Source organism: Pseudoalteromonas sp. ASV78 (assembly GCF_047806705.1).
In the GTDB taxonomy this organism is placed as follows: domain Bacteria; phylum Pseudomonadota; class Gammaproteobacteria; order Enterobacterales; family Alteromonadaceae; genus Pseudoalteromonas; species Pseudoalteromonas prydzensis_A.
This window is the reverse complement of record NZ_JBLOPA010000001.1, coordinates 976854-1000400: the sequence shown is the minus strand read 5'-3', so window position 1 is coordinate 1000400 and position 23547 is coordinate 976854. Positions and strand designations below refer to the sequence as shown.

Genomic DNA, 23547 nt, shown 5'->3' with positions numbered 1-23547 from the left:
GCCACGCCATGAACCAGTTTTTTATTACCGGTACAGATACCGATGCCGGTAAAACCCATGTAACCAGTTTGCTGTTAAAGTTACTCGCACAACATAAAAAGCGTGCAATAGGTTTTAAGCCGATTGCCTCTGGGTGTGAAATGGCATTTGAGCAGCTCGTAAACGCCGATGCGCTAATGCTAATGGAAAGTGCCACAGTCAGCGCTAAATACGACATAATTAACCCATTTGCATTTGCGCCGCCAATAGCTCCCCACATAGCTGCAGAGCAAGCGGGTATAAACATAACAGTAGAAAAGCTGAGCATGGCTTATCAACATGTTAAGCAACAAGGCGCAGATTACCTGTTAACAGAAGGCGCGGGTGGTTGGGCTTTACCTATTAATAATAACGAGTATTTATACGACTGGGTAAAAGCAGAGCAACTGCCAGTAATATTAGTGGTCGGGATGAAACTAGGCTGTATAAATCATGCATTACTCACGGCAGCACATATGCAAAGTATGGGTGTTAATTGCATTGGCTGGATTGCTAACCAAGTTGATGCCACTATGGATGAATACCAAGCAAACCTAGATTCACTGAAAACACGTTTACCATTTCCACTGCTTGCCATTAGCCCATACACAGAGCAAACCCCTAAATTACAAATTTATAAAACCCTGCTTGAAAAATTATCAATAAATCCATAAATAACCCTTGTGTTGTGACATAGTTTGTCACAGAATAGCGCTGACGTTCTGACATAGTGTGTCATAACGCAGTGATTGCTCAAAGCCGATCAAACATAGTAAATCGCTCAGCAATAAATGTTATTTTTGGAGAACTCGTATGAAACGTGTATTTTTGTTTTTATTAACTAACCTCGCGGTTATGTTGGTATTAGGTGTGGTGCTTTCAATCATAATGAGTGCGCTGGGCTTAAGCCATCGTAGTCTTGGCGGAATTTTACTAATTGCGACTGTATTTGGTTTTGGTGGATCGTTTATTTCGTTATTTATGTCGAAATGGATCGCAAAAAAATCAACCGGTGCGCAAGTGATCACCCAACCTCGTACCGAAACCGAACAATGGCTGGTAAACACTGTGGCTGCTCAAGCTAAAAAAGCCGGTATTAACATGCCAGAAGTGGCGATTTACGACAGCCCAGAAATGAACGCGTTTGCAACGGGCCCGAGTAAAAATAATTCGCTGGTGGCGGTAAGTACGGGTTTATTACATAACATGAGCCAAGATCAAGCCGAAGCCGTCCTGGCGCACGAAGTATCGCATGTGGCCAATGGCGACATGGTAACGCTAACGCTTATTCAAGGTGTGGTTAATACCTTTGTTATTTTTGCCGCTAAAGTACTGGCTGGCATTGTTGACAACTTTATCAATAGCGATGAAGAAGAGGGCGGCAGCAGCTGGACTTACTTCTTATTCGATATGTTATTCCAAGTATTATTTGGCGTATTGGCAAGCATTGTGGTTGCCCATTACAGCCGTAAGCGTGAATTTGCAGCCGATAACGGCGCAGCTCAGTTAGTTGGCGCAGACAAAATGCGTTCAGCCCTTGAGCGATTAAAGCAAAACCACCCATCGCAATTAGAAGGCTCAATGATGGCCTTTGGTATTGCCAGTGGTAAAGGCATGGCTGAGTTGTTTTCATCTCACCCACCGCTTGACGCACGAATAGACGCACTACGTCGTTAAAAAAATTCAAGTTTTCACAGTACTTGTAAACAAAAAGCCTGCATTTGCAGGCTTTTTTATTTTTAATGGTTTTTATTGCGATTGAATAATCTCAGTAATGCCCTCCGGCGAGAGTATTTCAATCCAGTAACCGTCTGGGTCTTTAATAAAGGCAAGGCCTTTCATTGAGCCGCCATCTGGCTGTTTTACAAACTCCACATCGTACTTAGCAAAGCGCTCGCACGCTGCATATACATCAGGCACACTAATACCAATATGGCCAAAGCCTTTTGGTTCCTCATTACCACTGTGATAACCGCTAAAGCTGTCGTCGTTTTCAGTGCCCCAGTTATGGGTAAGCTCAATCAGCGCAGGGCGGCGAAACACCCACTGGGTTTTTTGTTTATCATCGCCTTCTGGCAAGTCTTGCTCATAGCCTAAAAAGTACAGGGTAAATTTCATACCCGGAAAGTCATACTTACCTAACAGCTTCATGCCCAATACGTTTTCATAAAATGCCAGCGACGGTTTTGGATCTTTAATACGCAACATAGTTTGCTGCATCACATAGCCCTCGGTGGCTTGTGCAATTTTCTCTGGAGATTCGTTATAGCTAGACATGAGATAATCCTTAATAAAATGACTGAAAAAACCTTAATGGATTTAAAAAGGCAGGGTGTGCGCTCATCATAATCAACAGCAGCAAAAATTAAAACCACCGAGCTAAATTACCAGCCAGTGAGCTGAATGTTTTATAAGCAAAAAAATGGCATATTTAGCGATACTGTTTATTTATACAGTGTTTGTTTTTATCCCATAACATTATTAAAAGTCTTTTTGGTCTATTTTAACAATAGTCATTTTATAGCCTACGTAATTACATGTTTACATTGAAGTTGTTTAGTGGAATTATTAAGCAATGTAATATACGCCGTTTTGGGGTGTTATAAACCCCCAAAGTGGTGTTCAATAAGCTGTTAGCAGTACAAGCAAAGTTTCGGTGTAATTCCAAAGGAAGGTAAATGAAAGTATTTTTAAGTTGGTCTGGGGAAGTAAGTCATAAAGTTGCACTAACACTAAGGGACTGGATTCCATCTGTTATTCAATCAATTGAGCCTTATGTTTCGTCAGAAGATATAGATAAAGGTGCTCGTTGGAGTACTGATATTGCGTCAGAATTAGCAGATTCAAGTTATGGTATTTTATGTGTAACTAAAGAAAACTTGCATGCTCCTTGGCTTACATTTGAAGCAGGAGCACTTTCAAAAACAATGGATAAATCTTATGTCAGTCCATTCCTTTTTGATATTAAGAGGTCTGAAGTAAACGGACCAATCCTACAGTTTCAATCTACAATTTTTGAAAAAGAAGATGTTAAAAAGTTATTATTATCTTTAAACAAAGCAGACTCTACAGAGCAACTTACCTCTGAAAGATTAGAAAAAGCATTAGATGTTTGGTATCCAGATTTAGAGAGCCGATTAAATAAACTGATTGATGGGCAACCTAAGGTAGAAAAGCTTGAAGAAAATCAACAACAAGATTTAGTATCAAACCAAATTCTTGAAGAAATCCTCGATCTTTCTCGTGTTAATCAAAAATTACTAAGAAGCCCTAATCTTGATGTTCATAAAGAACTTGAAGGACTCCGAGTTATGTTAGGCGAAATTATTTCCCGTACGGAACGTGAAAAAGAAAATCGTATGAGAAAAAGGAAAAATTTTCACCCTCATATGTTGGAAGAGCTTTTGCACATGTCACCTCGATTTGAAAAAAACTTAACAGGCTTTCAAATAGTTATAAGCTTATTTCGTGAAGATTTTCCATGGATTTATGATGCAGGAATCGACCTTACAAGAACATTGCGCTCAAAGGTTGATCGTGACGAAAAACGTGACACTGTTGAGGCATTCCAAGAACTTATCGAATTATCATTTGAACACCCTCTTATGCGAGACATGCATATGCCAGATGAGCGAATGTACATGATGGCTAGAGAACTCCCTCATATTCTAAGAAGAATCCTAGTTCAGTATTTGTAACTGCTAACAAGTTGCTTAAACGGAAAAATAACAGTTGGCCATCGCTTCGCGATTATAGCCAACCATTATTTTCCGCTGAATGCGGCGTTGAGGCTGTAGAATTACTCTTTTTAGGAACTGGTTCTACACAATTGACTTGATTGTTTTTTAACCTTGAACCCACAGGGTTACTGTGATCTAATAGATATTATTCACCCACGGTAAATTGTTATGGCTCTTTCATTAGGTAAGGAGTCAAGCCTGACTTATCTTGCCAAAATAAATTCATTCCGATCAATTTCGCTGAATAAATTGACCTTACGCGGTCAAACGAAAGCGAATGCCCAATGGCAACTGTATTGCTTAGTTTATAATATAGAAAAGCTGCAAAACACGATGCATTAATAAAGGTAAGCTGCTACCTCTCCAAATAAGCCACTCAAAGACTTGTAATGCCTTGCAAAACGCCAATTAAGGCAACAGCAAATCCTATTTTATATTTTATGTGAAAGTCAGTTGTCGATTGAATCAAAATAGGAACTCAGCTATGGTTAATGCATCAATAAAAATATATTAAAAACGAGTTAATTTACAGGCTCGTTGAGGCATACATAAGGATTTACATGAACGTTGCTTTAAGCATCATGAAAAAAATTTGGAATCTTGGGGCTGTTATATTTTTCATTTGGTTCGGCTTTAAAGTCATAGGTTATGGAATGGACATATTAAATGTTGAAGTACCGTCAATGTGTAAATATACCGATGTTGCTGAGTTTTCTTCCCCAAACGGTAAAAAAATTGCAAAACTTGGTTATTCTGATTGTGGAGCCACTACAAATTGGCAATCAGGTATAAGTATTGTTGATGTAGAAACGGGTAAAGTATTTAGAGGCTTGTTTGGATTGGATGGGAAACCTGAAAATATAGAAGTTGTTTGGAAATCAGATACAAAAGTAGTGGTTTCTAATTTTCCAATAAAAAACTTACTTTGGTTTAAAAACGATAACTTTGCAGGCGCTTGGTTAGAGTTAAAGCCAAGTATGGCTAATCGGGTAGCCGGAGGTCTCTAACCTCCAGCCCCCACACCCCACACCACCCATCATGCGCTTTTTATTAGTAGGAAGTGCAATGCGCGGTTCATCTCCCGTAATGAATATTGATCCAAATATCTCTCAATGACGCTAAACCTTGTGACGCTAGATAGTCATTGCCTAGCGCAATGTTAATTCCTTTTGTTTTTGAGCTTCTATAAGGGCCTACTTTTGGTGCTGGTGATACCACACGATATGGCGAGTCGCTCACTGTCCCCCAATTTCATTAAACGGCGTACTTTAGTGCATGTAATACCTTGATTAAGAGCGCCATTGCCGCCAGTATCACATTCTTAAGCACAGCGCCTCTTAACCTCTTTGTGTGTGAATAATTCACTAATTTTTTTGCACAAAGAGAAGGGAATGAGAAGTAAATGAGGGAAACTTAGCGCTTAGTCTTGGCATGGCTAAACCACTAATAAAAATAAATTTAAAACAAGTTATTTTACAGGCTCATTAGCTGCCATATAAATGTGATGTGTTCAACTTGCTGTACATGTTAATTTTCTAAGCCTATACTTGTTCCATCAAATATACATGTAGAGGTTCTGATGAAAATTGTATCTTTTACTGAAGCCAGAAATGGTCTCAAAGCTGTTTTGGACGGAGTAGTTAATGATGCCGATACAACAGTAATTACTCGCCGTGATTCTGAGGATGCAGTGGTTATGTCTTTAGACTATTACAATAGCCTTATGGAGACCGTTCACTTGCTTCGTTCACCTGAAAATGCAGAGCATTTAAATCGTTCAATAGCGCAGTATCGTGCTGGCAAAACAACAGCACGAGAGCTAATTGATGAGTAGTCGTTTACTGTCTTGGACTGACGATGCTTGGACTGACTACTTGTATTGGCAAACTCAAGACAAGAAGACGCTAAAACGTATCAATAAACTTATCAACGATGTAAAGCGCTCTCCGTTTGAGGGCATAGGTAAACCTGAGCCACTAAAAGAAAATTTATCAGGTTTTTGGTCTCGCCGCATTGATGATACCAATCGACTTATTTATGTAGTAGATAATCAGGCTGTCACAATAATTTCGTGCCGCTATCATTATTAAAACAGATCTTAACGTCAGGCAACTAATCGGGTAGCCGGATGTCTTTTCCAACCCCCACATCACATGCCTCCTATTAGCGGGAAGTGAAATGGGCGGTTTACTGGTGATACCACATACTATGGCTATTAGGTAATTCCCCAACCGCGTAAATTTGTTTTACTCTAAAGCGCAGCGTCTCTTAACTTCTTTGTGAATCATTCAGTTAAAGATCCTTTACACAAAGAGCAGAGCAAGAGAAGCAAATGAGGTTTAACTTAAAGGCTAAGATCAGCATGCGTAAGACACACTACATTAATAAAGTTATAAGCTTCAACTTCTCCAAATAAGTCATTCAAACACCTCAAAAAACGAATTAAAACAACACCAAGTCTTTTTTATATTTTACGTATCATCAAAGTAACCGATTGAATTAAAACAGGAATTCGGCTATGGTTAATGCATTAATAAAAATAAACTAAAAACGAGTTATTCTACAGGCTCGGTATGTTTCTAAGAGAGTTACAAGTTGATGTTTAACATTAAAAAACTAATTACATTTTTCTTTTTTATCATGCTAGTTAACTTCAGTGCTACCAATGCTAATGGGGTAGAGAGTTTACAGCTCATCCAAATATTAAAAGATGGTGTTAATGGTGTTGATGGTTTAGGTAACCCTAGAAGTGTAAAAGTTCTTTTGGATAATTCTAAGGTTTTTGTGACTAGTGGAGATGATAATGCTTTTGCCATTTTCAATGTAGACAATAATTTCAACCTAACCTTCAGTCAAATATTTAAAAATTCTTCTGCTAACATAAATGGACTAGAGGGTGCTTCAGGTGTTGCCTATTTGGAGCAAGGTGATCAGGTAGTTGTCACTGGCTTTTATGATGGAGCTTTAACCCAATTTTCTAAAAATAAAAACAGTTATCGATTTAATAAAACTATTAGTGACGGTCTTCATTATGAAAGAGTATTTAATAGTGATTTGCCCGTTGGTAAATTAGATACCCTTGGTCTACTTGGTGCTTGGGATGCAATTAAGACACACAACGAAAAACAACTCTTAGTTGCAAGCTATATGAGCAATGCTGTCGTGGTTTTTGATATTATATCCGATGGTCGGATTCTTTTTAATAGGGCAATAAAAGACGCGAGACCACTTGAAAATAGCCTAGGTAAACCAGTCAGTTTAGCCTTGTCTTCATTGAATGATAAATTATATGTGCTGGGGTTTGATAACCATCAATTAACTATCTTTGATCGAAAAGGCGGGGGGGAGTTATTGGTAAAACAAGTAATAAAAAATGGCGTCGCTGGCGTGGAGCAATTTGTTAATCCTCAAAAGATCGTTGTTTCACCTGAAGGAAAGTTTTTATATGTCGCTTGTTCAGGTAGCAACGCTATTGTTGTTTTTGAAAAGAAAGAAACAGGAAAATATGCTTTTGTGCAGACAGTAAATAATTCTGAGATGGGTGGTTCAGGGCTAGAAGGCGCCAGTAGTTTAGCAATATCGGCTGACGGATCGAAAATTTATGCTGCTGGAGAGGCGGGACACGGCTTGTATTTGTTTAGTGCGGGAATTGATGGGCGACTTAGCTTTAAGAATAAACTGTTAAGTGTTCGTGATAATGAATTAAAAAAAATATCATCAATTACCCTTACTAGTGATAATCAGCACCTGTTAGTCGCTACTGGTAAAGGTAATTCATTATTTGTCTTTAAAATAAAACAGATATAGACAGACGTCACGAAACAAATCGGGTAGCCGGAGATCTCCTCCAGCACCCACATCACTCATCATGCGCTGTTTATTAGCAGGAAGTGCAATGGGTGGTTCACCACCGTGATATGAATATGTATCCGAACATCTTTCAGTGACACTAAACCTTGTGAAGCTAAATAGTTATTGCCTAGCGCGTTAATTACTTTTGTTTTTGTCTAGCAGCTTGGTTTGGCAGTAGTTGCTCAACAATTTCCCTTGCTGGCAATGTGTAACGCACACCATCAAACATCACTGAGGTAAATTCCTCAATGCTCGTTATGCCCGTTAAAGTCCAGCCTTCACCACGCTCAGGGCAATAAACAGTGGTTGTTGGTTGTATTACTTTAAATTCATCGCTCATAATTTGATTGCTGTGTTATTAACTTGTATGCGCGGTATCTTAAGGCAATAATAGTGGGCTTTAAAGCCGTAATTTAATTTTATTTATGAACAATGAGTTTACCCTAAGCCGAATTACATTAAAGCCAATTAAACATAGGGACTGTAGCGCGTTGTGGGCTATTTTGTCTGAGCCGTTAGTTGCGCAATATAATGACTATGTAATGCCACTTACACGTAATGACGTAAAACAACTGATCCAAGATGATATTACTGGCATGTATGAAGGAAATACGCTGCGCTTAGGAATGTACTTATTAAATACGTCGACCTTGATTGGTTGCATTGGTTTATATGATATTGAAGAGGGCAGTGCTTGGTTAGGGTTTGAGTTGTCTGTAGATTATTGGGGGGATGGGTTTATGTCTGAAGCATTAGCATTTATGCTAACAAATATAGCAGCCGTTGTTGCGCAGTTAGGCAATGAGTCGAATATTACTAATTTACAGGCGAAAGTGGCGACAGAAAATAGCCAAAGCCAGCAACTACTTCGCCGTTTTAAATTCACTCATGTAGCGAGTGAACATTGGCTGTATAAATTTTAAATCATACTTTGTTACATAACGGTAGTTTCATAAAAAATCGAGGAAGGGTATTGTTTTTAAAACAATCTTTGACTTGCAGTTATGATGACCCTATTAAAAAAACTAAATAGCACTGTAATAATTATTCTCTTGGGCATAGCAGCCCTGATTGCAGGTGCCGTTGTTATTTATAAATACAACGCGCATTACACGTCAAATTTTAAAGACATCACTATTTATTCTCAGGTATTGGATGAAAGTAGGAAAGTGTTTATTCGTTTACCTAACAATTTTGAGCCAAATAAGCGCTACTCCTTGATCATTAGAACCGATGGTAACTTTAATCTTACGCAGTGGGATTCAGTGATGGCTGAGTTACCAGCGCAGCAAGATACAATTTTAGTGTCTATTCCTAATCAATTTTGGACCTTTACCAGAAATCGTGATTTAGTGCCGCCGTATGCACGCCAAGATGTTAATACCCAAGCTCGCCCTGCAAGTGAAAATGCCCCTGAGTTATTTGGCCAAGCGGATAAATTTTTAGCTTTTATAGACAGTGAATTATTACCTTATTTAGAGTCTCATTATAAGCTAGATAATAATCGTGTTTTGTCGGGCTATTCAGCAGGAGGGAGTTTTGTTTTATACACTATGAGCACAAAACCTTGGTTGTTTAACGGTTATTTTGCATTTAGTCCGGCTGCTTGGTATGACGATATGACAGTTGTAAAAGAGTTTGAGCAATTCTTATCGCAACGAAGCCTCACTACAGAAGATAACATACCGCTGTTGCTATATGTAACAGTCGGAGGCGCGGAACACCCATTAATGTTAAGTGCCTTTGCTGGCCTTAAGAATAGTCTTAACATACATGCTAATGATATTATCTGGGATAGCAGAATTAATGGTGGTTTAGAGCACTGGGAAAACCCGGTGGTTAGTGTTAAGCAGGCACTCGATTTCTATAATTCATCGATAAACTAATATGCTGAACTAAAGAACAAGTTAGTAATAAGTCAGATTAACTTATTCACTAAAAGAACACATCATACTAAATCTATAGATCTGGATAACGTTCCATAGCAGTATTTTTTAATTAAAACTATCAAAAGGGATTATGAGCTTAATAAGTCAAAGTTAGCTATTCGGTTTAACGTTTCCAACAAGAGTTATGCTTATTCAGCCAGGAAAGAGGGATCTTCATTGATACAATTGTAACGTCTAGCATTAAAAATTATCCGTAGCTAGTCAGTGTTTTAACAATGGCAGCGAATTAGTTGGGGGTTTAGAAGCTGAGTTTGATTTACACGGCTAATAATTACGGTTATTAACTAGTCGTGTTGTTTGTACCTTGTTTATTAAGCAGGGTTAAACAATGTACTTAACCATTAAAAAAGCGCTATCACATTTAGTTACGCTTTTAATGTAATCAGAGGGTAGGTTTCACTTTAAATTTAATGCTAAAAGTGAAACACACAGAGTGAAATAAGTTGCCGCTAAAGAATAGATAGTTTGTTGGTGAGTTGCCGTAACATTTTTTCAGGTTGCGGATCTTGCTCATTTAACCCAGAGACTATTGTCATAAAATAACAATCTAACATTACGCTTGCTTTGATATCGTCAAACTCGGGTTGTTCGCTAAATAACCGTTGCTTAAACTCATTCATTTGTTGCTCGAAAAAAGCGCTTTGCCAAATCATATCGCTTATTAATATTTTGCTGAACTCACTATTATTGCAATAAAACTCAAACAACGGCAGGGCATAGTGACGAAGTTTTAAACGCGGTGCATGTTGCTTATCAGTCAGGCTTGACTGATGAATAATCGCGTCAATTTGTTGCTGCATTCCAGCTTTAAGCAAATCAACTTTATTCTCGAAATGGCTAAAAACAGTCCCTGTAGCAACGTTTGCCGCGGTTGCTATTTCACGTGTTGATGTTTGCTCATAGCCTTGCTGTAAAAACAATAACCAAGCACTGGTAAGAATTTTATTATAAGTTTGAGTTTTTTTATTCATTTATTTCATGAGGTTAGATTTATTTAAAATGCAAGCAACACATAAATATCGCAAAAATGACTGCGCTCAATTGCATTTGTGAGCATGCTCATTTTAACAAAAGGATGTGATATGCAAAAAGTTAAACTGATAATTGGCTACGTTTTATTTGTGCCATTTATTATTTTTTATTCTTACATGTTAGGCCCATTACTAAAAGCAATTTTATTGCCCAGTGGAATTTTGATGGTGTGGATCATACTTGGTGCAAAGGCGGGGTATGTAGCATTTAAACAGGCATTTATTAAGCAAGGGAAGCGTAGCAGATAACGATGTTTTCATGCAGATAGGCTGATAGATTAACCAGCCCATCTGCTCAGAAGTTATACTAATCGTGTTAAGTTACTGGCCATTCATAGCGACAGATAAATACAGTGATAACAAGGCAGAAATTTGACATGTAGTTGCTCTCAGCAATTGCTCTACCTCTTGCATCCATGCAGTCGTACTTGAAAAATTACTAACGCTGTTAGCGTTTTATTTAGCCCGCTAGCATGGTTAAATATTTAAGCCGATTGGTGTTATAGAGTGTAATGAAATCCGATAGCAATACCATCGTCTTCAGATAAACCCATTTGATACTCTTGCTCTTTATCGGCACTTGAAAAATCACTAAAATCTTTGCGCGCTTCTATGTACACAATCGTATCAGCGTCAAATAAATAGTGAACACCAAGTACACTAAATTGACGTTTAAAGTTGTCATTTGGGTCGGCATTAAAATTTGGCTGGATCACGTAATCTGTTCCAGCATCATAGACGTTATATGCAATGAAGGTGCGAATGTCATTATCAAACTTATAAGATAATAAAGACTCTAACCCAACAGCGTCTTTGATCAAACGGCCTAAGTTATCGGTATCGTGATTTTCATTTTTATTGATGTTCGCCGCAAAATAGATGCCATCATTGTCAAAATTGCCCCAAGTAACCCCAGCGCCATAAATAAAATCGTTAACAGACTGAATTCGTCCTGCTGCGTAATTTACGGTTAGTTCTCCGCGGTTAAACCCAACAGTAAGTTTTAAGTCGTCGCTTACTGAATAGGTAACGGCTGCGCCATAGGTAGAATTAAATTCCACTTGTTGAGCAAGCTCACTGCCATTTTCCCACAATGCCTGACAAGCCGCTTCTGAAATAGCCTCAATATCACAGGTATAAAAGTTATTATTTTTAAACTGAACTTGCGCCGCAAAGCTAAAGTCGCCATAACTATTACGGTACTGTAATAACTTATCGCCTCGACCGGTGCCATTAATTGCGCCATCGTCTTTATTATACGTGTAAACACCGGCTGCATTACCGTCCCACACTAAACTGTAGTTAGTGCTATACACAACGTCGTACCATGCACCCCATTGCTTACCTATTGTAACTTGGCCATATTTTTCATGCGCTATACCTACATAGCCAAGTCGATTATATAAAAATTCGTCTTGAATAGATTCAAAGCGGTTGTTATAGATAATATCGCTACTACCAACAGGGTTAACTCCCCATTCTAGCAATGCCAGTGCAGTCCATTGATTTTTAAGTTTGCGGCTAAAATCAAAACTGATCCGTGATGCACCATTCACTATTTCTGTCTGTCCTTGAGTGTGAATGACCCGCGTATCAATAAATCCGCCAATGGTCACGTTATTTGTTCCATCATCGTAAAGCTCAATAGCGTTTACGCTCGGTGCCATCAACGCGCTTGCGATGAATACCGCAATTAATTTTCTATTCATTCAATATTGCCTTGTGCTATTTATCATTGTCCTTTGGTCGCGCAGACTAACAAAGCTAAATTGAGGGTAAAGTGAAAAAATATCATTAAAAAACCATAGAGGAAATTTGAAAATAGATTTTCGTTCGCTTTGTGAGCAAGCGCTACAAATTAGCATGACTAACAAGCCTAACTGACTTCAGTTTAGCGGCTTGCTTTTTAATTACAAGTAAGGCGATTTGTACTCGCCGCGCAGCTAATAATACATGGAAAAATTGGCCTAATTAATGTAAACTTCAGCCAATTTTATTTTATGATTTCCCCGTTGGAGGGTAGCGCTATCATTAGTACAGCTAACATCACCATGCAATTTGGTGCTAAACCGTTATTTGAAAATATTTCAGCTAAATTTGGCGAAGGTAACCGTTATGGTTTAATTGGTGCAAATGGCTGTGGTAAATCAACATTTATGAAGATCTTAAGTGGTGAACTTGAGCCGTCTGCTGGTAATGTCAGTACTGATCCAAATGAACGTGTTGCTAAACTAAATCAAGACCAGTTCGCTTACGAAGAATATTCAGTTATCGATACTGTGATAATGGGCCACAAAGAGCTGTGGGCAATTAAACAAGAGCGTGATCGTATCTACAGCTTACCCGAAATGAGTGAAGAGGATGGCATGAAGGTTGCCGACCTTGAAACTGAGTTTGCTGAAATGGATGGTTATTCTGCCGAATCAAAAGCGGGTGAGCTACTAATGGGCGTAGGTATTGCAACTGATCAGCATTACGGCCCGATGTCAGAAATTGCTCCCGGTTTTAAACTGCGTGTGCTACTTGCGCAAGTGCTATTCTCTGATCCCGATATCATGCTACTCGATGAGCCAACTAATAACTTGGATATATATACTATCAAGTGGTTAGAAGACGTGTTGAATCAACGCGATTGCACCATGATCATCATTTCCCATGACCGTCATTTCTTAAACTCAGTCTGTACGCATATGGCCGATATTGATTATGGTGAATTACGTGTTTACCCTGGTAATTATGACGAATACATGTTTGCAGCAACACAAGCGCGCGAACGTTTATTAAGCGAAAATGCCAAGAAGAAAAGCCAAATTGCTGAGCTGCAACAGTTTGTTTCGCGTTTCTCAGCGAATGCGTCTAAAGCAAAGCAAGCCACATCACGTGCTAAGCGAATTGATAAGATCCAATTAGATGAAGTGAAAGCATCATCGCGTCAAACGCCGTTTATCCGTTTTGAACAAGAAAAACAGTTATTCCGTAACGCGCTTGAATTAACAAACTTAGGCCAAGGTTTTGACGATATGCTATTCACAGGCCTCGAAGGCTTAGTTGAAGTGGGTGAGCGTATTGCCATCATCGGTGAAAATGGGGTTGGTAAAACCACATTATTAAATACCTTAGCAGGGCGTCTAGCACCCAAACAAGGTGAGTTTAAGTGGTCTGAAAACCATAACATTGGCTATTACGCACAAGATCATGCTGATGAATTTGCCACAGACATGAACTTATTCCAGTGGATGGAACAATGGCAACAAGAAGGCGATGATGAGCAAGTTGTTCGCAGCTTCTTAGGCCGTATGTTGTTCTCACAAAATGATATTAAAAAGTCTGTAAAAGTGATCTCTGGTGGTGAGCAAGGCCGCATGCTATTTGGTAAGATTATGATGCATAAGCCAAATATATTGTTGATGGATGAACCGACTAACCACATGGATATGGAGTCAATTGAGGCATTGAACCTTGCGCTTGAAGCGTATGAAGGTACCTTGATGTTTGTCTCTCACGACCGTCAATTTGTATCATCAGTTGCCACGCGTATTTGGGAAATCAAAGACGGCAAAATAATTGATTTCAGAGGTACTTACTCTGAATATTTAGCCAGTAAAGAAGGCTAAGGCTCAATTTCCATACTGATCAAAAAAGCCATGCCAGTCATGGCTTTTTTGTTACTCGATATTCGCAATTTAACAATTAATACGTGTATAATGACCGCCTTCAATGCGGACATTAGTCCGCTATAAGTATTAAAACCATTACTGAGGAGTATTTATGACTGTTGGCATTATTATGGGTTCCAAGTCAGATTGGCCAACTATGGAACACGCGGCGATCATGCTAGAAAAATTTGGCATCGCGTATGAAACTAAAGTTGTATCGGCTCATCGTACTCCTCAACTACTCGCTGATTACGCAAGTTCAGCAGCAGAGCGTGGTATTAAAGTAATTATTGCCGGTGCCGGTGGCGCTGCACACTTACCTGGTATGGCTGCTGCATTTACTTCTTTACCTGTGCTTGGTGTGCCGGTGAAATCTAAAACGTTAAATGGTATTGATTCACTATTGTCTATTTGCCAGATGCCAAAAGGTGTTGCAGTGGGGACTTTAGCAATTGGTGAAGCTGGCGCAGCAAATGCAGGTTTACTTGCTGCACAAATTTTAGGTTGTCAGCAACCTGAGATCTTTGCCAAAGTTGAAGCGTTCCGTAAAGAACAAACAGAGACTATTTTAGCTAACCCTAATCCAGCAGAGTAATATGACTATCTTAATTTTAGGCGCTGGCCAATTAGCACGCATGATGTGCTTAGCCGGTGCACCACTGAATTTAAATGTGGTTGCCTATGATGTGGGCAGCGAGCAAATTGTCCACCCACTAACCGGGCAAGTGTTTGATACCACTTTAGCGCAAGCAATCGCGGATGCCGATGCAATCACGGCTGAATTTGAGCATATCCCAGATGATGTACTCACACTATGTTGTGTAAGTAATAAATTTTACCCAGGTAAAGCGGCAATCAAAACCGGTGGCGATCGCGCGCTTGAAAAAGCCTTACTTAGCAAAACCGCTGTTGCATGCGCGCCATACCAGTTAATTACTGAAAAAGCGCACCTAGAGCAAGCCGTCGCGACTTTAGGCAAGCCTTTAGTGATCAAAACCTGTCAAGCCGGCTACGATGGTAAAGGACAATGGCGCTTAAAATCAGATGAGCAAATTGACCAGATCTGGTCAGAAATGGCTGATTTTATTGCCTCCGGTACTGAATCTGCTCCTCACTCCATTATTGCCGAGCAGATGATCCCATTTGACCGTGAAGTTTCTATTATTGGTGTACGCGATAAAAGTGGCAACACAGCAATTTATCCCCTCACTGAAAACCAACATACTAATGGCGTTTTAACGTTATCAGTGGCTGGTAAAGAAAAATCAACAATCCAACAACAAGCTAAAGATGCCTTTAATAAACTTGCGAGCGAACTTGAGTACGTGGGTGTGCTCGCAATTGAATTTTTTGATGTTGGTGGCCAATTATTAGTGAATGAAATTGCTCCACGGGTGCACAATTCAGGTCATTGGACCCAACAGGGCGCACATAGCAGCCAGTTTGAAAATCACATGCGGGCAGTCGCAGGACTGCCATTAGGTAGCACTGAACTGCAGCGTGTAACAGCAATGATCAATGTACTTGGGCAATCATCTATCCCTGAGCAAGTACTGAGCGTACCAAGTGTAACCAGTCACTGGTACGGAAAAACGGCAAAACCGGGTCGCAAAATGGGCCACATCAATGTCTCAGCAAATAATCTTCATCAGTTAGGTGAACGTTTAGCGCAGCTTTCAGAATATCTTCCGGAGGAAGATTACCCCGGCGTGTTAGCTGCCAGTACCGCGCTGATTTTAAATTAATCATAAAAGCCGAGTTTATCTCGGCTTTTTTATTAAGGAGATTGTTCATGTTCAGTGCTAAATACCGCACTATCGTATTTGCTTTTTTAATGGCGTTATTTATGTCAGGCTTTATGTCATTCGTTATTTCAATTTTCAATGTTGGTTTAGTCAATAATATTATTTCTATTTGGTTAACTGCCTGGGCTTTTGCATTTTGCGTGGCTTTTCCAACCGTTATTTTTGTAGCGCCAGTTGTTCATAAACTCACAGCAAAGCTTGTTCGTCCTTAAGGATCATTATGCTTTTGTCAGATCGCATTAAAAAACCTTTTTATGTTATTTTACTGAGCTTGTGTATCACGCCACTGATTGGCGGTGGAAGTGCGCTAATACTTGGCGCACTGTTTGCTATTGTGCTTGGAAACCCTTTCGCTGAACTATCGCAACACGCCAGTAAGTGGATGCTCAAAGCTGCGGTGGTTGGCTTAGGTTTTGCTGTTGATTTTAATCAAGTCATTGAGGTCGGCCGCAGCTCTTTGGTGTTAACCATTGTCAGTATCACTGCAATCATCGGCTTAGGTGAAATTTTAACCCAAGTATTTAAATTAAATCGTAATACTGGGGTGTTAATTTCTTTTGGCACTGCTATTTGTGGCGGCAGTGCAATTGCTGCCATGGCCCCTGTCATTAAAGCCAAAGATCACGAAGTGGCTGTTGCACTTGGGGTGGTATTTTTATTAAATGGTGTGGGTTTATTACTCTTTCCTACAATAGGCCATTACTTTAATTTAAGCCAAGAGCAATTTGGTTTATGGGCGGCCTTGGCAATTCATGATACCAGTAGTGTGGTAGGGGCGTCAGCCGCTTATGGTGCTGTGGCGCTGAGTATTGCCACAACTGTAAAACTAACTCGTGCAATGTGGATCATTCCCTATACCACCATTGCTGGGGTGTTTTGGCGCTCTGAAGAAAAAGCCAGTATTCCTTTATTTATTATTGGTTTTTTAGCCGCGGCTTTGATCAGTACCTATTTGCCGCAGTTTAGCGAAATCTGGCAGCTGCTCAACACCGTGGCAAAACAGCTATTAGTAATGACTTTGTTCTTAATTGGCAGTGGTTTATCACTTTCGGTATTAAAACAAGCAGGACTAAAGCCCTTTATAATGGCAATTATTTTATGGATAGTGGTAAGTAGTGTCATTTTGTTATTAATTTTAGATGGATTCATAATATGAACAGTAAGTTTTGTATCGCTGCATTTGCAAGTGCCATGCTTTTTAGCGCTATACCAAACAGTGCCGAGGCTGCCAATACACTTAGAGTGGCAACATACAATGTCAGTATGGACGCAACAAATTATACTGAAAAAGATCAACAAGTAGACCCAAATGCGTTGGTTAATGCACTACAAAATAAGCACCCGCAAATTAAAAATATTGCCGAGATCATTCAACGTGTTCGCCCAGATATATTGCTATTAAACGAGTTTGATTACATCAGCAAAGCGCAAGGAATTGATTACTTTAAGGCTAACTACCTAGCGATAAGTCAAAATAAACAACCCGCAATTGACTATCCCTACAGCTATATTGCCCCTGTTAATACCGGTTTAAAAACCCCATTTGATCTGGATCACGATGGCCAAGCCACTGGTGTGAAAGGGGATGCTTTTGGCTTTGGTTTTTTTGAAGGTCATTATGGCATGGCGGTACTTTCTCGTTATCCAATAGATTTTGATAAAATAAGAACGCTACAAACATTTAAATATAAAGATATGCCAGCTGCACAAATGCCTATTGATCCAAAAACAGGCGAAAACTGGTATAACCAAGAGCAGTGGCAATTACTAAGACTGAGCTCTAAATCATTTTGGGATCTGCCAATTACTGTAAAAGGCAAAACACTGCACGTTATTGCATCGCACCCAACGCCGCCAGTATTTGATGGTGATGAAGACAGAAACGGCAAACGCAATCACGATGAAGTACGTTTAATAAAAGACTATATCGGCAATGCAGATTATTTATACGATGACAATGGTGTAAAAGGTGGCTTAGCACCGCAATCACGATTTGTTGTTGTTGGTGATTTAAACGCAGCCCCTGAAGGCGATAAAAAACGTCCTAATACAACGGATCAGCTGTTAAAAAATCCATTAATTAATAGTCAATTCGTACCAAGTAGTAAGGGAGCTAAAACCAGCTATAGTGAAAAATATGCAGCGGCTTACACTGCATATTGGCAAGCTCGCGTTGATTATGTGCTGCCTTCTACTTATGGCATAGACGTTCACGACGGTGGTGTATTTTGGCCAGTTAAAAATAGCGAATTATACCGATTAATTAAAGATCGTAATGCCTCATCAGATCATCGTATGGTGTGGTTAGATATTTCGCTCAAATAACTTTGCTATTAAACAGCAAAGTTTGGCGGTTTATCTGAAATAATTGCTATTACATAGGTGCTTCTGCTTAAATCAAGGTAATTACAATAACCTTACAGAAGCCCTATGATTTTTAAATCTTCTACTAAAAAAACCTTAATTGCACTTGCCGTAGCGTCCAGCGTTATGTTGTCCGGTTGTCAATCAACTGCATCTACGTCAACTGAGCAACCGCAAGCCACTGTTGCAAGTGTTGCAAGTGTTGTGGTAACAGCCGCCGATACAGGAACTACAGCCATCACGCTTGAACAAGCAATGGCTCATCCGGATTGGTTAGGTCGCCAAGCAGAGCGCGCCTTTTGGGCAGCTGATTCAAAAACGGTTGTGTATGCACAAAAACAACAAGGTAATGAGTTAAGAGATTTATACACACAAGCGGTGAATAGCCAAGCAGCCAGCCAAGTCGCACTTAATAAATTACATACCTTAGGTGCTGCGAATGCGGTTTATTCTGCAGATCGCACAGTTCAAGCTTATGTGTTTGAAGGCAATGTATTTGTAAAAAACATCAACACCGGTGCAATTACACAAATAACGCACGACAGCGCTAAACAGTCTAAACCACAATTTTTAACCGATGGTAATTTAGCATACCGCCAAGGCAACGCCTTTTATAAGGTAAATCTAGCCACTGGTTTGCAAACCGAAATTGCAAATTTACACTTAAGTGATGCGCCAGAAGGGATTGCTGAGCCTGCAACTTACATTGCCAAAGAGCAACATAAACTAATTGATTACATTGCACTTACTCATAAAAATAAAAAAGACAAACAAGCCCGCAAAGAGCAGCTCAACGCAGAAAACTCTTCTATTGCTAATGCACAGTTTTATTTAGGCAAGGGCAATGAGTTAGCCGACGTGCAATTATCACCAAATGGAAAAGCATTAGTTGCTGTGGTAAAAGAAAGCCGCTCATGGCGAGAAGACAGCGATATAATGCCAAATTATATTGCCGATGATGCTGGTGTTAAAGCTGAAAAAGTACGCCGTCGTGTTGCCGATGAAAAACCAATAACGTCTGAAGTGATTTACATTGATTTAGTTGAGCAAAAGCAAACTACCTTGGCATTCGATACCTTACCTGGCTTTGATGAAGACGTATTAGCGGCAGTTAAAAAAGAAAACTTCGCCCGTGACGGCAAAACATATGAATCTCAAAAACAACCCCGTGCTATCAACCTAATGATGGATTGGGGGTGGGATCAAAGCGCTATCGTATGGAATAAAACCGGTACGCAAGTCGCGATGATGCTCGAAGCATGGGATAATAAAGATCGTTGGTTAGCAACTGTTGATGTTGCAAACTCTAAGCTTGTTTCACAACACCGCTTACACGATGATGCATGGGTAAACTATGCTTATAACGATTTTGGTTGGTTAAATAATTCAGATACTTTGTATTACTTATCTGAAGAAACAGGCTATAGCCATATCTATACAAAGCCACTTAATGGTAAAGCAAGCCAACTTACCAAAGGTCAGTTTGTTGTATCGAACCTCACACTAACAGATGACGACAGTGCAATTTATTACAAAGCGAATGTTGAACATCCTGGCCTTTATGAGATTTATCGTGTAGATCCAGCCAATGCAACGTCTGAGCAAGTAACTAATTTAGACGGCATGACCGACTATAAGCTAAGCCCAGATCAAAATAAGTTATTGTTAACGCACTCAAAAATCATGGCTCCACCAGAGTTATATGTTGCTGATGCAAAAGCAAATACAACAGCCACTCAGTTAACGCACACGGTTTCTGATGAGTTTTTAGCAAAACAATTAATTGCCCCTAAAATTGTTGCGGTACCATCAAGCCACAACACTGAGCAACCTATCTACGCGAAAGTATATTACCCAGCTGACTATGTTGAAGGTGAAAGCGGCAAAAACCGTAAAGCGGTTATTTTTAATCACGGCGCCGGTTATTTGCAAAACTCACACATGGGTTGGTCTGGTTACTTCCGTGAATTTATGTTCCATTCTCTATTAGCCTCTGAAGGTTATGTAGTAATGGATATGGATTATCGCGCTTCAAAAGGCTATGGTCGGGATTGGCGTACAGCTATTTACCGCCAAATGGGCACACCGGAAATTCAAGATTTAGCAGACGGTGTAAGCTGGATGGCTGAAAATGCCAATGTTGATACTGGCTCAGTCGGTACTTATGGTGGTTCATACGGTGGCTTTATGACCTTTATGGCCTTATTTACGCAACCTGATTTATTCCAAGCGGGTGCAGCGCTGCGTCCTGTGACAGATTGGGCACATTACAATGGACCATACACATCAAACATTTTAAACCACCCAGATGTTGATCCTATTGCGTATGAAAAAAGCTCGCCAATTTATTATGCTGAAGGGCTTAAAAATCGTTTATTGATCAACGCCCCGATGGTTGATAATAATGTGTTTTTCCAAGACTCAGTACGCTTAGTACAACGTTTAATTGAGCTTGAAAAAGAAAACTTTGAAACGGCTATCTTCCCTGTAGAACCACATGGTTTTGTTCAGCCTTCAAGCTGGTTAGATGAATACCGTCGTATTTATAAGTTATTTAAAGAAACTTTGTAAACCTTTAAATAAAAACGCCAAGCTTAAGCTTGGCGTTTTTTTAGGTAAGTAATAAAAAGTGGTAAGGCGAGTACAATGCCACCGATAGCGCCAAGCAAATGTGCATCAATCGCCACCCGTGAGGCGATTAACTTACCAACTTCTGCGCTTGGGCCATGTAATTGTTCATAGCCAATTTTCAGCCAAATACCGATAAACAGTAATACTCCGGTTTTCATACCCGCTTCAATATCCTTGATTGCTCCCCAAACAATAACACCATGTAATAAAGCACTTAGGCCTGTGTATATTTTTATGTCTGGGCAAAAGTAGTAAATACCGATACCACACCACGCAGCCAAGAATAGTGTGTGTAACGCATATTGAGTCGGTTTTGTATGCTCAGCATGGAGTGCCCATATTAGTATGATACCGGCACAATTTAACGCTAAATGGGGCCAGTTAGCATGTACATATTGGCTGGTGAGCAAACGCCACACTTGGCCTTGCTCAATTAATTGGCGATTAAACTCTAAAACATCGTTTAAGTTTAATGCTGCCAATAGGGCACTTAATGCCATTAAGCACAGCGGAGGTAAAATATAACGCGGTTGCAGTGGTAAATTGACCATTTTATTCTTATTTTTCATAGTAAAATTTTGCATATTGTGCCCGTTTAACTTTAAGATGCCAAATATCTCAATGCAAATCAGGCTTTTTTATGTATTTACCTTTTCAGCGCAGTGTTGCCTTTAGTTTAACGCTGCTTGCTTTACCCGTTTTAGCTAGCCAAACCCCAAGAGAAGTTCGCGAACCAGAAGCTGCAACCGGTCATCAATATAAGCAACAAGTAACTGGTAAACAGTTTATGATTGCTGCGGCAAATCCTTATGCAGCACAAGCAGGGCAAACAATCCTCGCGCAAGGTGGCAGCGCTGTTGATGCCGCAATCGCAACGCAACTAGTACTGACTTTAGTAGAGCCACAATCGTCGGGTATTGGTGGCGGCACATTTATGCTGTATTACAACAAACAACATAATAAACTGACCAGTTTTGATGGCCGTGAAACTGCGCCAAGTCATGCTGATGAAACATTATTCTTAGATGAAAATGGTAACGCTGCGCCGTGGATAGAGGCGGTTGTTGGTGGTCGCTCTGTTGGCGTACCAGGTATATTACATGCTTTCGCGACTGCACATAAACAGTATGGCAAACTTGCTTGGGCCGAATTATTTAAACCCGCGATAGCACTTGCTGAGCAAGGATTTGAAGTTTCACCGCGGTTACATGCTTTATTAGCCAAGCAAATAAACCCTGGTGTGACTAAATTACCAGTGATCCGTGATTATTTCTTCCCAGACGGTAAACCTCTTGCCGTAGGTACAATCAAGAAGAATCAACCACTTGCTGATTTATATAAACGAATAGCCGATGTTGGCATTGATGCTTTTTATAAAGGCGAAAACGCCCAACAAATGGTCAGTGCTGTTAAAAATTCAGTGGTTGCGCCAGGTACATTAGCTTTGACTGATTTAGCAAACTATCAAAGTAAACAGCGCGATGCTGTTTGCACCCCTTATCATGCATACAAAGTATGCTCTATGGCACCGCCAAGCAGTGGTGGTGTGGCTGTATTGCAAATATTAGCCTTATTAGAAGATAAAAATATGGCGCAATTTCAACCAAATTCAGCGCAGGCTTTGCATTACTTTAGCCAAGCTTCACGCCTAGCCTTTGCTGATCGTAATGTGTATATGGGCGATCCTGATTTTGCTGATATTCCAACAACCGAGTTACTTGATAAACGCTATGTAGCGCAACGTGCAAAACTTATCAGCGAACGCGATCAAAAAGCCGAAGCTGGCCAACCTCGGCCATTACTTAGCTACGCGCAAGATGATGCCTATGAATTACCCTCTACCACTCATGTATCGATAGTTGATAGAGAAGGTAATGCCGTATCAATGACCAGCTCAATAGAAATGGCCTTTGGTTCAACCGTGATGGTAAACGGTTACATATTGAATAACCAATTAACCGATTTTGCATTATCACCACGCAAAAATGGCAAATTATTAGCGAACCGTGTTGAAGCTGGCAAACGGCCACGCAGTTCGATGTCACCGGTGATGGTGTTTAATAATGATGGCAGCTTACGATTAGTGGTCGGATCACCCGGTGGTAGCCGTATCATCAATTATGTAGCGCAAGTAGTGATCGGTGTATTGGATTGGCAATTAACCGCTCAGCAAGCAATCGATTTACCCAGAATAACCAATCGCAATAGCTACACTAGCCTTGAAAAAGGCACCGCGATAGAAGCCATTACTGCTGATCTTAAAAAGCGCGGCCACACAGTGAAAGTGGTTGATTTAAATTCAGGCTTACATGCCGTTGAGGTAACTAACAGTACCTTAGTTGGCGCCGCTGATCCACGCCGTGAAGGGATTGCTTTAAGTGAGCAGAATATTGTGCTTAAAGAGCATGAAATGCCTGCTAATAAGCCTTAATAGACGTCGTTATTTGATGTACAATTACTTTTTTAGGTGTGTTAAGCACACACCTAGTATTTTCTTTTAA

At 39.9% G+C, this 23547-nt stretch carries 23 protein-coding genes; 18 read left to right on the top strand and 5 right to left on the bottom strand.

Annotation, left to right across the window (positions count from 1 at the left end):
* The first annotated feature begins 8 nt into the window (after window positions 1-8).
* Window positions 9-692, top strand: coding sequence for a dethiobiotin synthase (gene bioD, locus ACMVDV_RS04585; RefSeq protein WP_064666215.1), 684 nt, complete (start codon window positions 9-11; stop codon window positions 690-692).
* 139 nt (window positions 693-831) lie between these two features.
* On the top strand, window positions 832-1695 hold the full coding sequence (htpX, locus tag ACMVDV_RS04580) for a protease HtpX (protein WP_064666216.1): 864 nt from the start codon (window positions 832-834) through the stop codon (window positions 1693-1695).
* Window positions 1696-1767: 72 nt separating this feature from the next.
* Here the strand turns inward: htpX and gloA are convergent, their stop codons facing one another.
* Window positions 1768-2295, bottom strand: a complete 528-nt coding sequence (gene gloA / locus ACMVDV_RS04575; RefSeq protein ID WP_416157345.1) for a lactoylglutathione lyase — start codon at window positions 2293-2295, stop codon at window positions 1768-1770.
* 401 nt (window positions 2296-2696) lie between these two features.
* Here gloA and ACMVDV_RS04570 point away from each other — a divergent pair, with 401 nt between their 5' ends.
* The 5 genes from ACMVDV_RS04570 to ACMVDV_RS04550 all read left to right on the top strand — a co-directional run bounded on the left by ACMVDV_RS04570 (window position 2697) and on the right by ACMVDV_RS04550 (window position 7565).
* Window positions 2697-3716 carry a TIR domain-containing protein gene (locus tag ACMVDV_RS04570; protein ID WP_304183873.1) on the top strand — a complete coding sequence of 340 codons (1020 nt, stop codon included), beginning with the start codon at window positions 2697-2699 and terminating at the stop codon, window positions 3714-3716.
* 602 nt (window positions 3717-4318) lie between these two features.
* Complete coding sequence (locus tag ACMVDV_RS04565; RefSeq protein ID WP_416157344.1) at window positions 4319-4765, top strand: hypothetical protein; 447 nt, start codon at window positions 4319-4321, stop codon at window positions 4763-4765.
* Window positions 4766-5337: 572 nt separating this feature from the next.
* The gene (locus ACMVDV_RS04560; protein ID WP_064666222.1) at window positions 5338-5592 is read left to right on the top strand and encodes a type II toxin-antitoxin system Phd/YefM family antitoxin; all 255 of its coding nucleotides are present in this window, start codon (window positions 5338-5340) and stop codon (window positions 5590-5592) included.
* Window positions 5585-5848 carry a Txe/YoeB family addiction module toxin gene (locus tag ACMVDV_RS04555; protein WP_064666223.1) on the top strand — a complete coding sequence of 88 codons (264 nt, stop codon included), beginning with the start codon at window positions 5585-5587 and terminating at the stop codon, window positions 5846-5848. The genes ACMVDV_RS04560 and ACMVDV_RS04555 overlap by 8 nt, the downstream gene beginning before the upstream one ends.
* Window positions 5849-6356: 508 nt before the next feature.
* Complete coding sequence (locus ACMVDV_RS04550; protein WP_304179803.1) at window positions 6357-7565, top strand: beta-propeller fold lactonase family protein; 1209 nt, start codon at window positions 6357-6359, stop codon at window positions 7563-7565.
* 184 nt (window positions 7566-7749) lie between these two features.
* Here ACMVDV_RS04550 and ACMVDV_RS04545 read toward each other — a convergent pair whose 3' ends face one another.
* Window positions 7750-7950: a hypothetical protein gene (locus ACMVDV_RS04545; RefSeq protein ID WP_304179800.1), complete on the bottom strand. Its 201-nt coding sequence runs from the start codon at window positions 7948-7950 to the stop codon at window positions 7750-7752.
* An 85-nt stretch (window positions 7951-8035) separates the two neighbouring features.
* Between ACMVDV_RS04545 and ACMVDV_RS04540 the strand changes: the two genes are divergently transcribed.
* Both ACMVDV_RS04540 and ACMVDV_RS04535 read left to right on the top strand, forming a co-directional pair.
* A complete protein-coding gene (locus ACMVDV_RS04540) occupies window positions 8036-8533 on the top strand; it encodes a GNAT family N-acetyltransferase (RefSeq protein ID WP_416157343.1) in 498 nt (165 codons plus the stop codon).
* 84 nt (window positions 8534-8617) lie between these two features.
* Entirely contained in the window at window positions 8618-9496 is an 879-nt protein-coding gene (locus ACMVDV_RS04535) for an alpha/beta hydrolase (protein WP_416159051.1), read from the top strand.
* Between the two features lie 512 nt (window positions 9497-10008).
* On the opposite strand, the gene ACMVDV_RS04530 is transcribed toward ACMVDV_RS04535, so the two are convergent.
* Entirely contained in the window at window positions 10009-10530 is a 522-nt protein-coding gene (locus ACMVDV_RS04530; RefSeq protein ID WP_416157342.1) for a TetR/AcrR family transcriptional regulator, read from the bottom strand.
* A gap of 111 nt (window positions 10531-10641) precedes the next feature.
* Here ACMVDV_RS04530 and ACMVDV_RS04525 point away from each other — a divergent pair, with 111 nt between their 5' ends.
* Entirely contained in the window at window positions 10642-10839 is a 198-nt protein-coding gene (locus ACMVDV_RS04525; RefSeq protein ID WP_304179793.1) for a hypothetical protein, read from the top strand.
* A 251-nt stretch (window positions 10840-11090) separates the two neighbouring features.
* Here the strand turns inward: ACMVDV_RS04525 and ACMVDV_RS04520 are convergent, their stop codons facing one another.
* Window positions 11091-12299, bottom strand: coding sequence for a porin (locus ACMVDV_RS04520; protein ID WP_416157341.1), 1209 nt, complete (start codon window positions 12297-12299; stop codon window positions 11091-11093).
* A 318-nt stretch (window positions 12300-12617) separates the two neighbouring features.
* On the opposite strand from ACMVDV_RS04520, the gene ACMVDV_RS04515 reads away from it, so the two are divergent.
* From ACMVDV_RS04515 to ACMVDV_RS04485, 7 genes are all read left to right on the top strand, one after another.
* Window positions 12618-14204 carry an ABC-F family ATPase gene (locus ACMVDV_RS04515; protein WP_304179815.1) on the top strand — a complete coding sequence of 529 codons (1587 nt, stop codon included), beginning with the start codon at window positions 12618-12620 and terminating at the stop codon, window positions 14202-14204.
* Window positions 14205-14358: 154 nt separating this feature from the next.
* Window positions 14359-14841, top strand: coding sequence for a 5-(carboxyamino)imidazole ribonucleotide mutase (purE, locus tag ACMVDV_RS04510; RefSeq protein ID WP_064666229.1), 483 nt, complete (start codon window positions 14359-14361; stop codon window positions 14839-14841).
* Window position 14842: 1 nt separating this feature from the next.
* Window positions 14843-15991, top strand: coding sequence for a 5-(carboxyamino)imidazole ribonucleotide synthase (locus ACMVDV_RS04505; RefSeq protein WP_416157340.1), 1149 nt, complete (start codon window positions 14843-14845; stop codon window positions 15989-15991).
* A 47-nt stretch (window positions 15992-16038) separates the two neighbouring features.
* Complete coding sequence (locus ACMVDV_RS04500; RefSeq protein WP_192542280.1) at window positions 16039-16263, top strand: DUF2798 domain-containing protein; 225 nt, start codon at window positions 16039-16041, stop codon at window positions 16261-16263.
* Window positions 16264-16271: 8 nt separating this feature from the next.
* Window positions 16272-17207: a YeiH family protein gene (locus ACMVDV_RS04495; RefSeq protein ID WP_416157339.1), complete on the top strand. Its 936-nt coding sequence runs from the start codon at window positions 16272-16274 to the stop codon at window positions 17205-17207.
* Window positions 17204-18376, top strand: a complete 1173-nt coding sequence (locus tag ACMVDV_RS04490) for an endonuclease/exonuclease/phosphatase family protein (RefSeq protein WP_416157338.1) — start codon at window positions 17204-17206, stop codon at window positions 18374-18376. Before ACMVDV_RS04495 ends, ACMVDV_RS04490 begins: the two co-directional genes overlap by 4 nt.
* A 105-nt stretch (window positions 18377-18481) precedes the next feature.
* Complete coding sequence (locus ACMVDV_RS04485; RefSeq protein WP_416157337.1) at window positions 18482-20986, top strand: prolyl oligopeptidase family serine peptidase; 2505 nt, start codon at window positions 18482-18484, stop codon at window positions 20984-20986.
* 23 nt (window positions 20987-21009) lie between these two features.
* On the opposite strand, the gene rrtA is transcribed toward ACMVDV_RS04485, so the two are convergent.
* The gene (rrtA, locus tag ACMVDV_RS04480; protein WP_416159050.1) at window positions 21010-21597 is read right to left on the bottom strand and encodes a rhombosortase; all 588 of its coding nucleotides are present in this window, start codon (window positions 21595-21597) and stop codon (window positions 21010-21012) included.
* 89 nt (window positions 21598-21686) lie between these two features.
* Between rrtA and ggt the strand changes: the two genes are divergently transcribed.
* A complete protein-coding gene (gene ggt / locus ACMVDV_RS04475; protein WP_416157336.1) occupies window positions 21687-23477 on the top strand; it encodes a gamma-glutamyltransferase in 1791 nt (596 codons plus the stop codon).
* The last annotated feature ends 70 nt before the right edge of the window (window positions 23478-23547 follow it).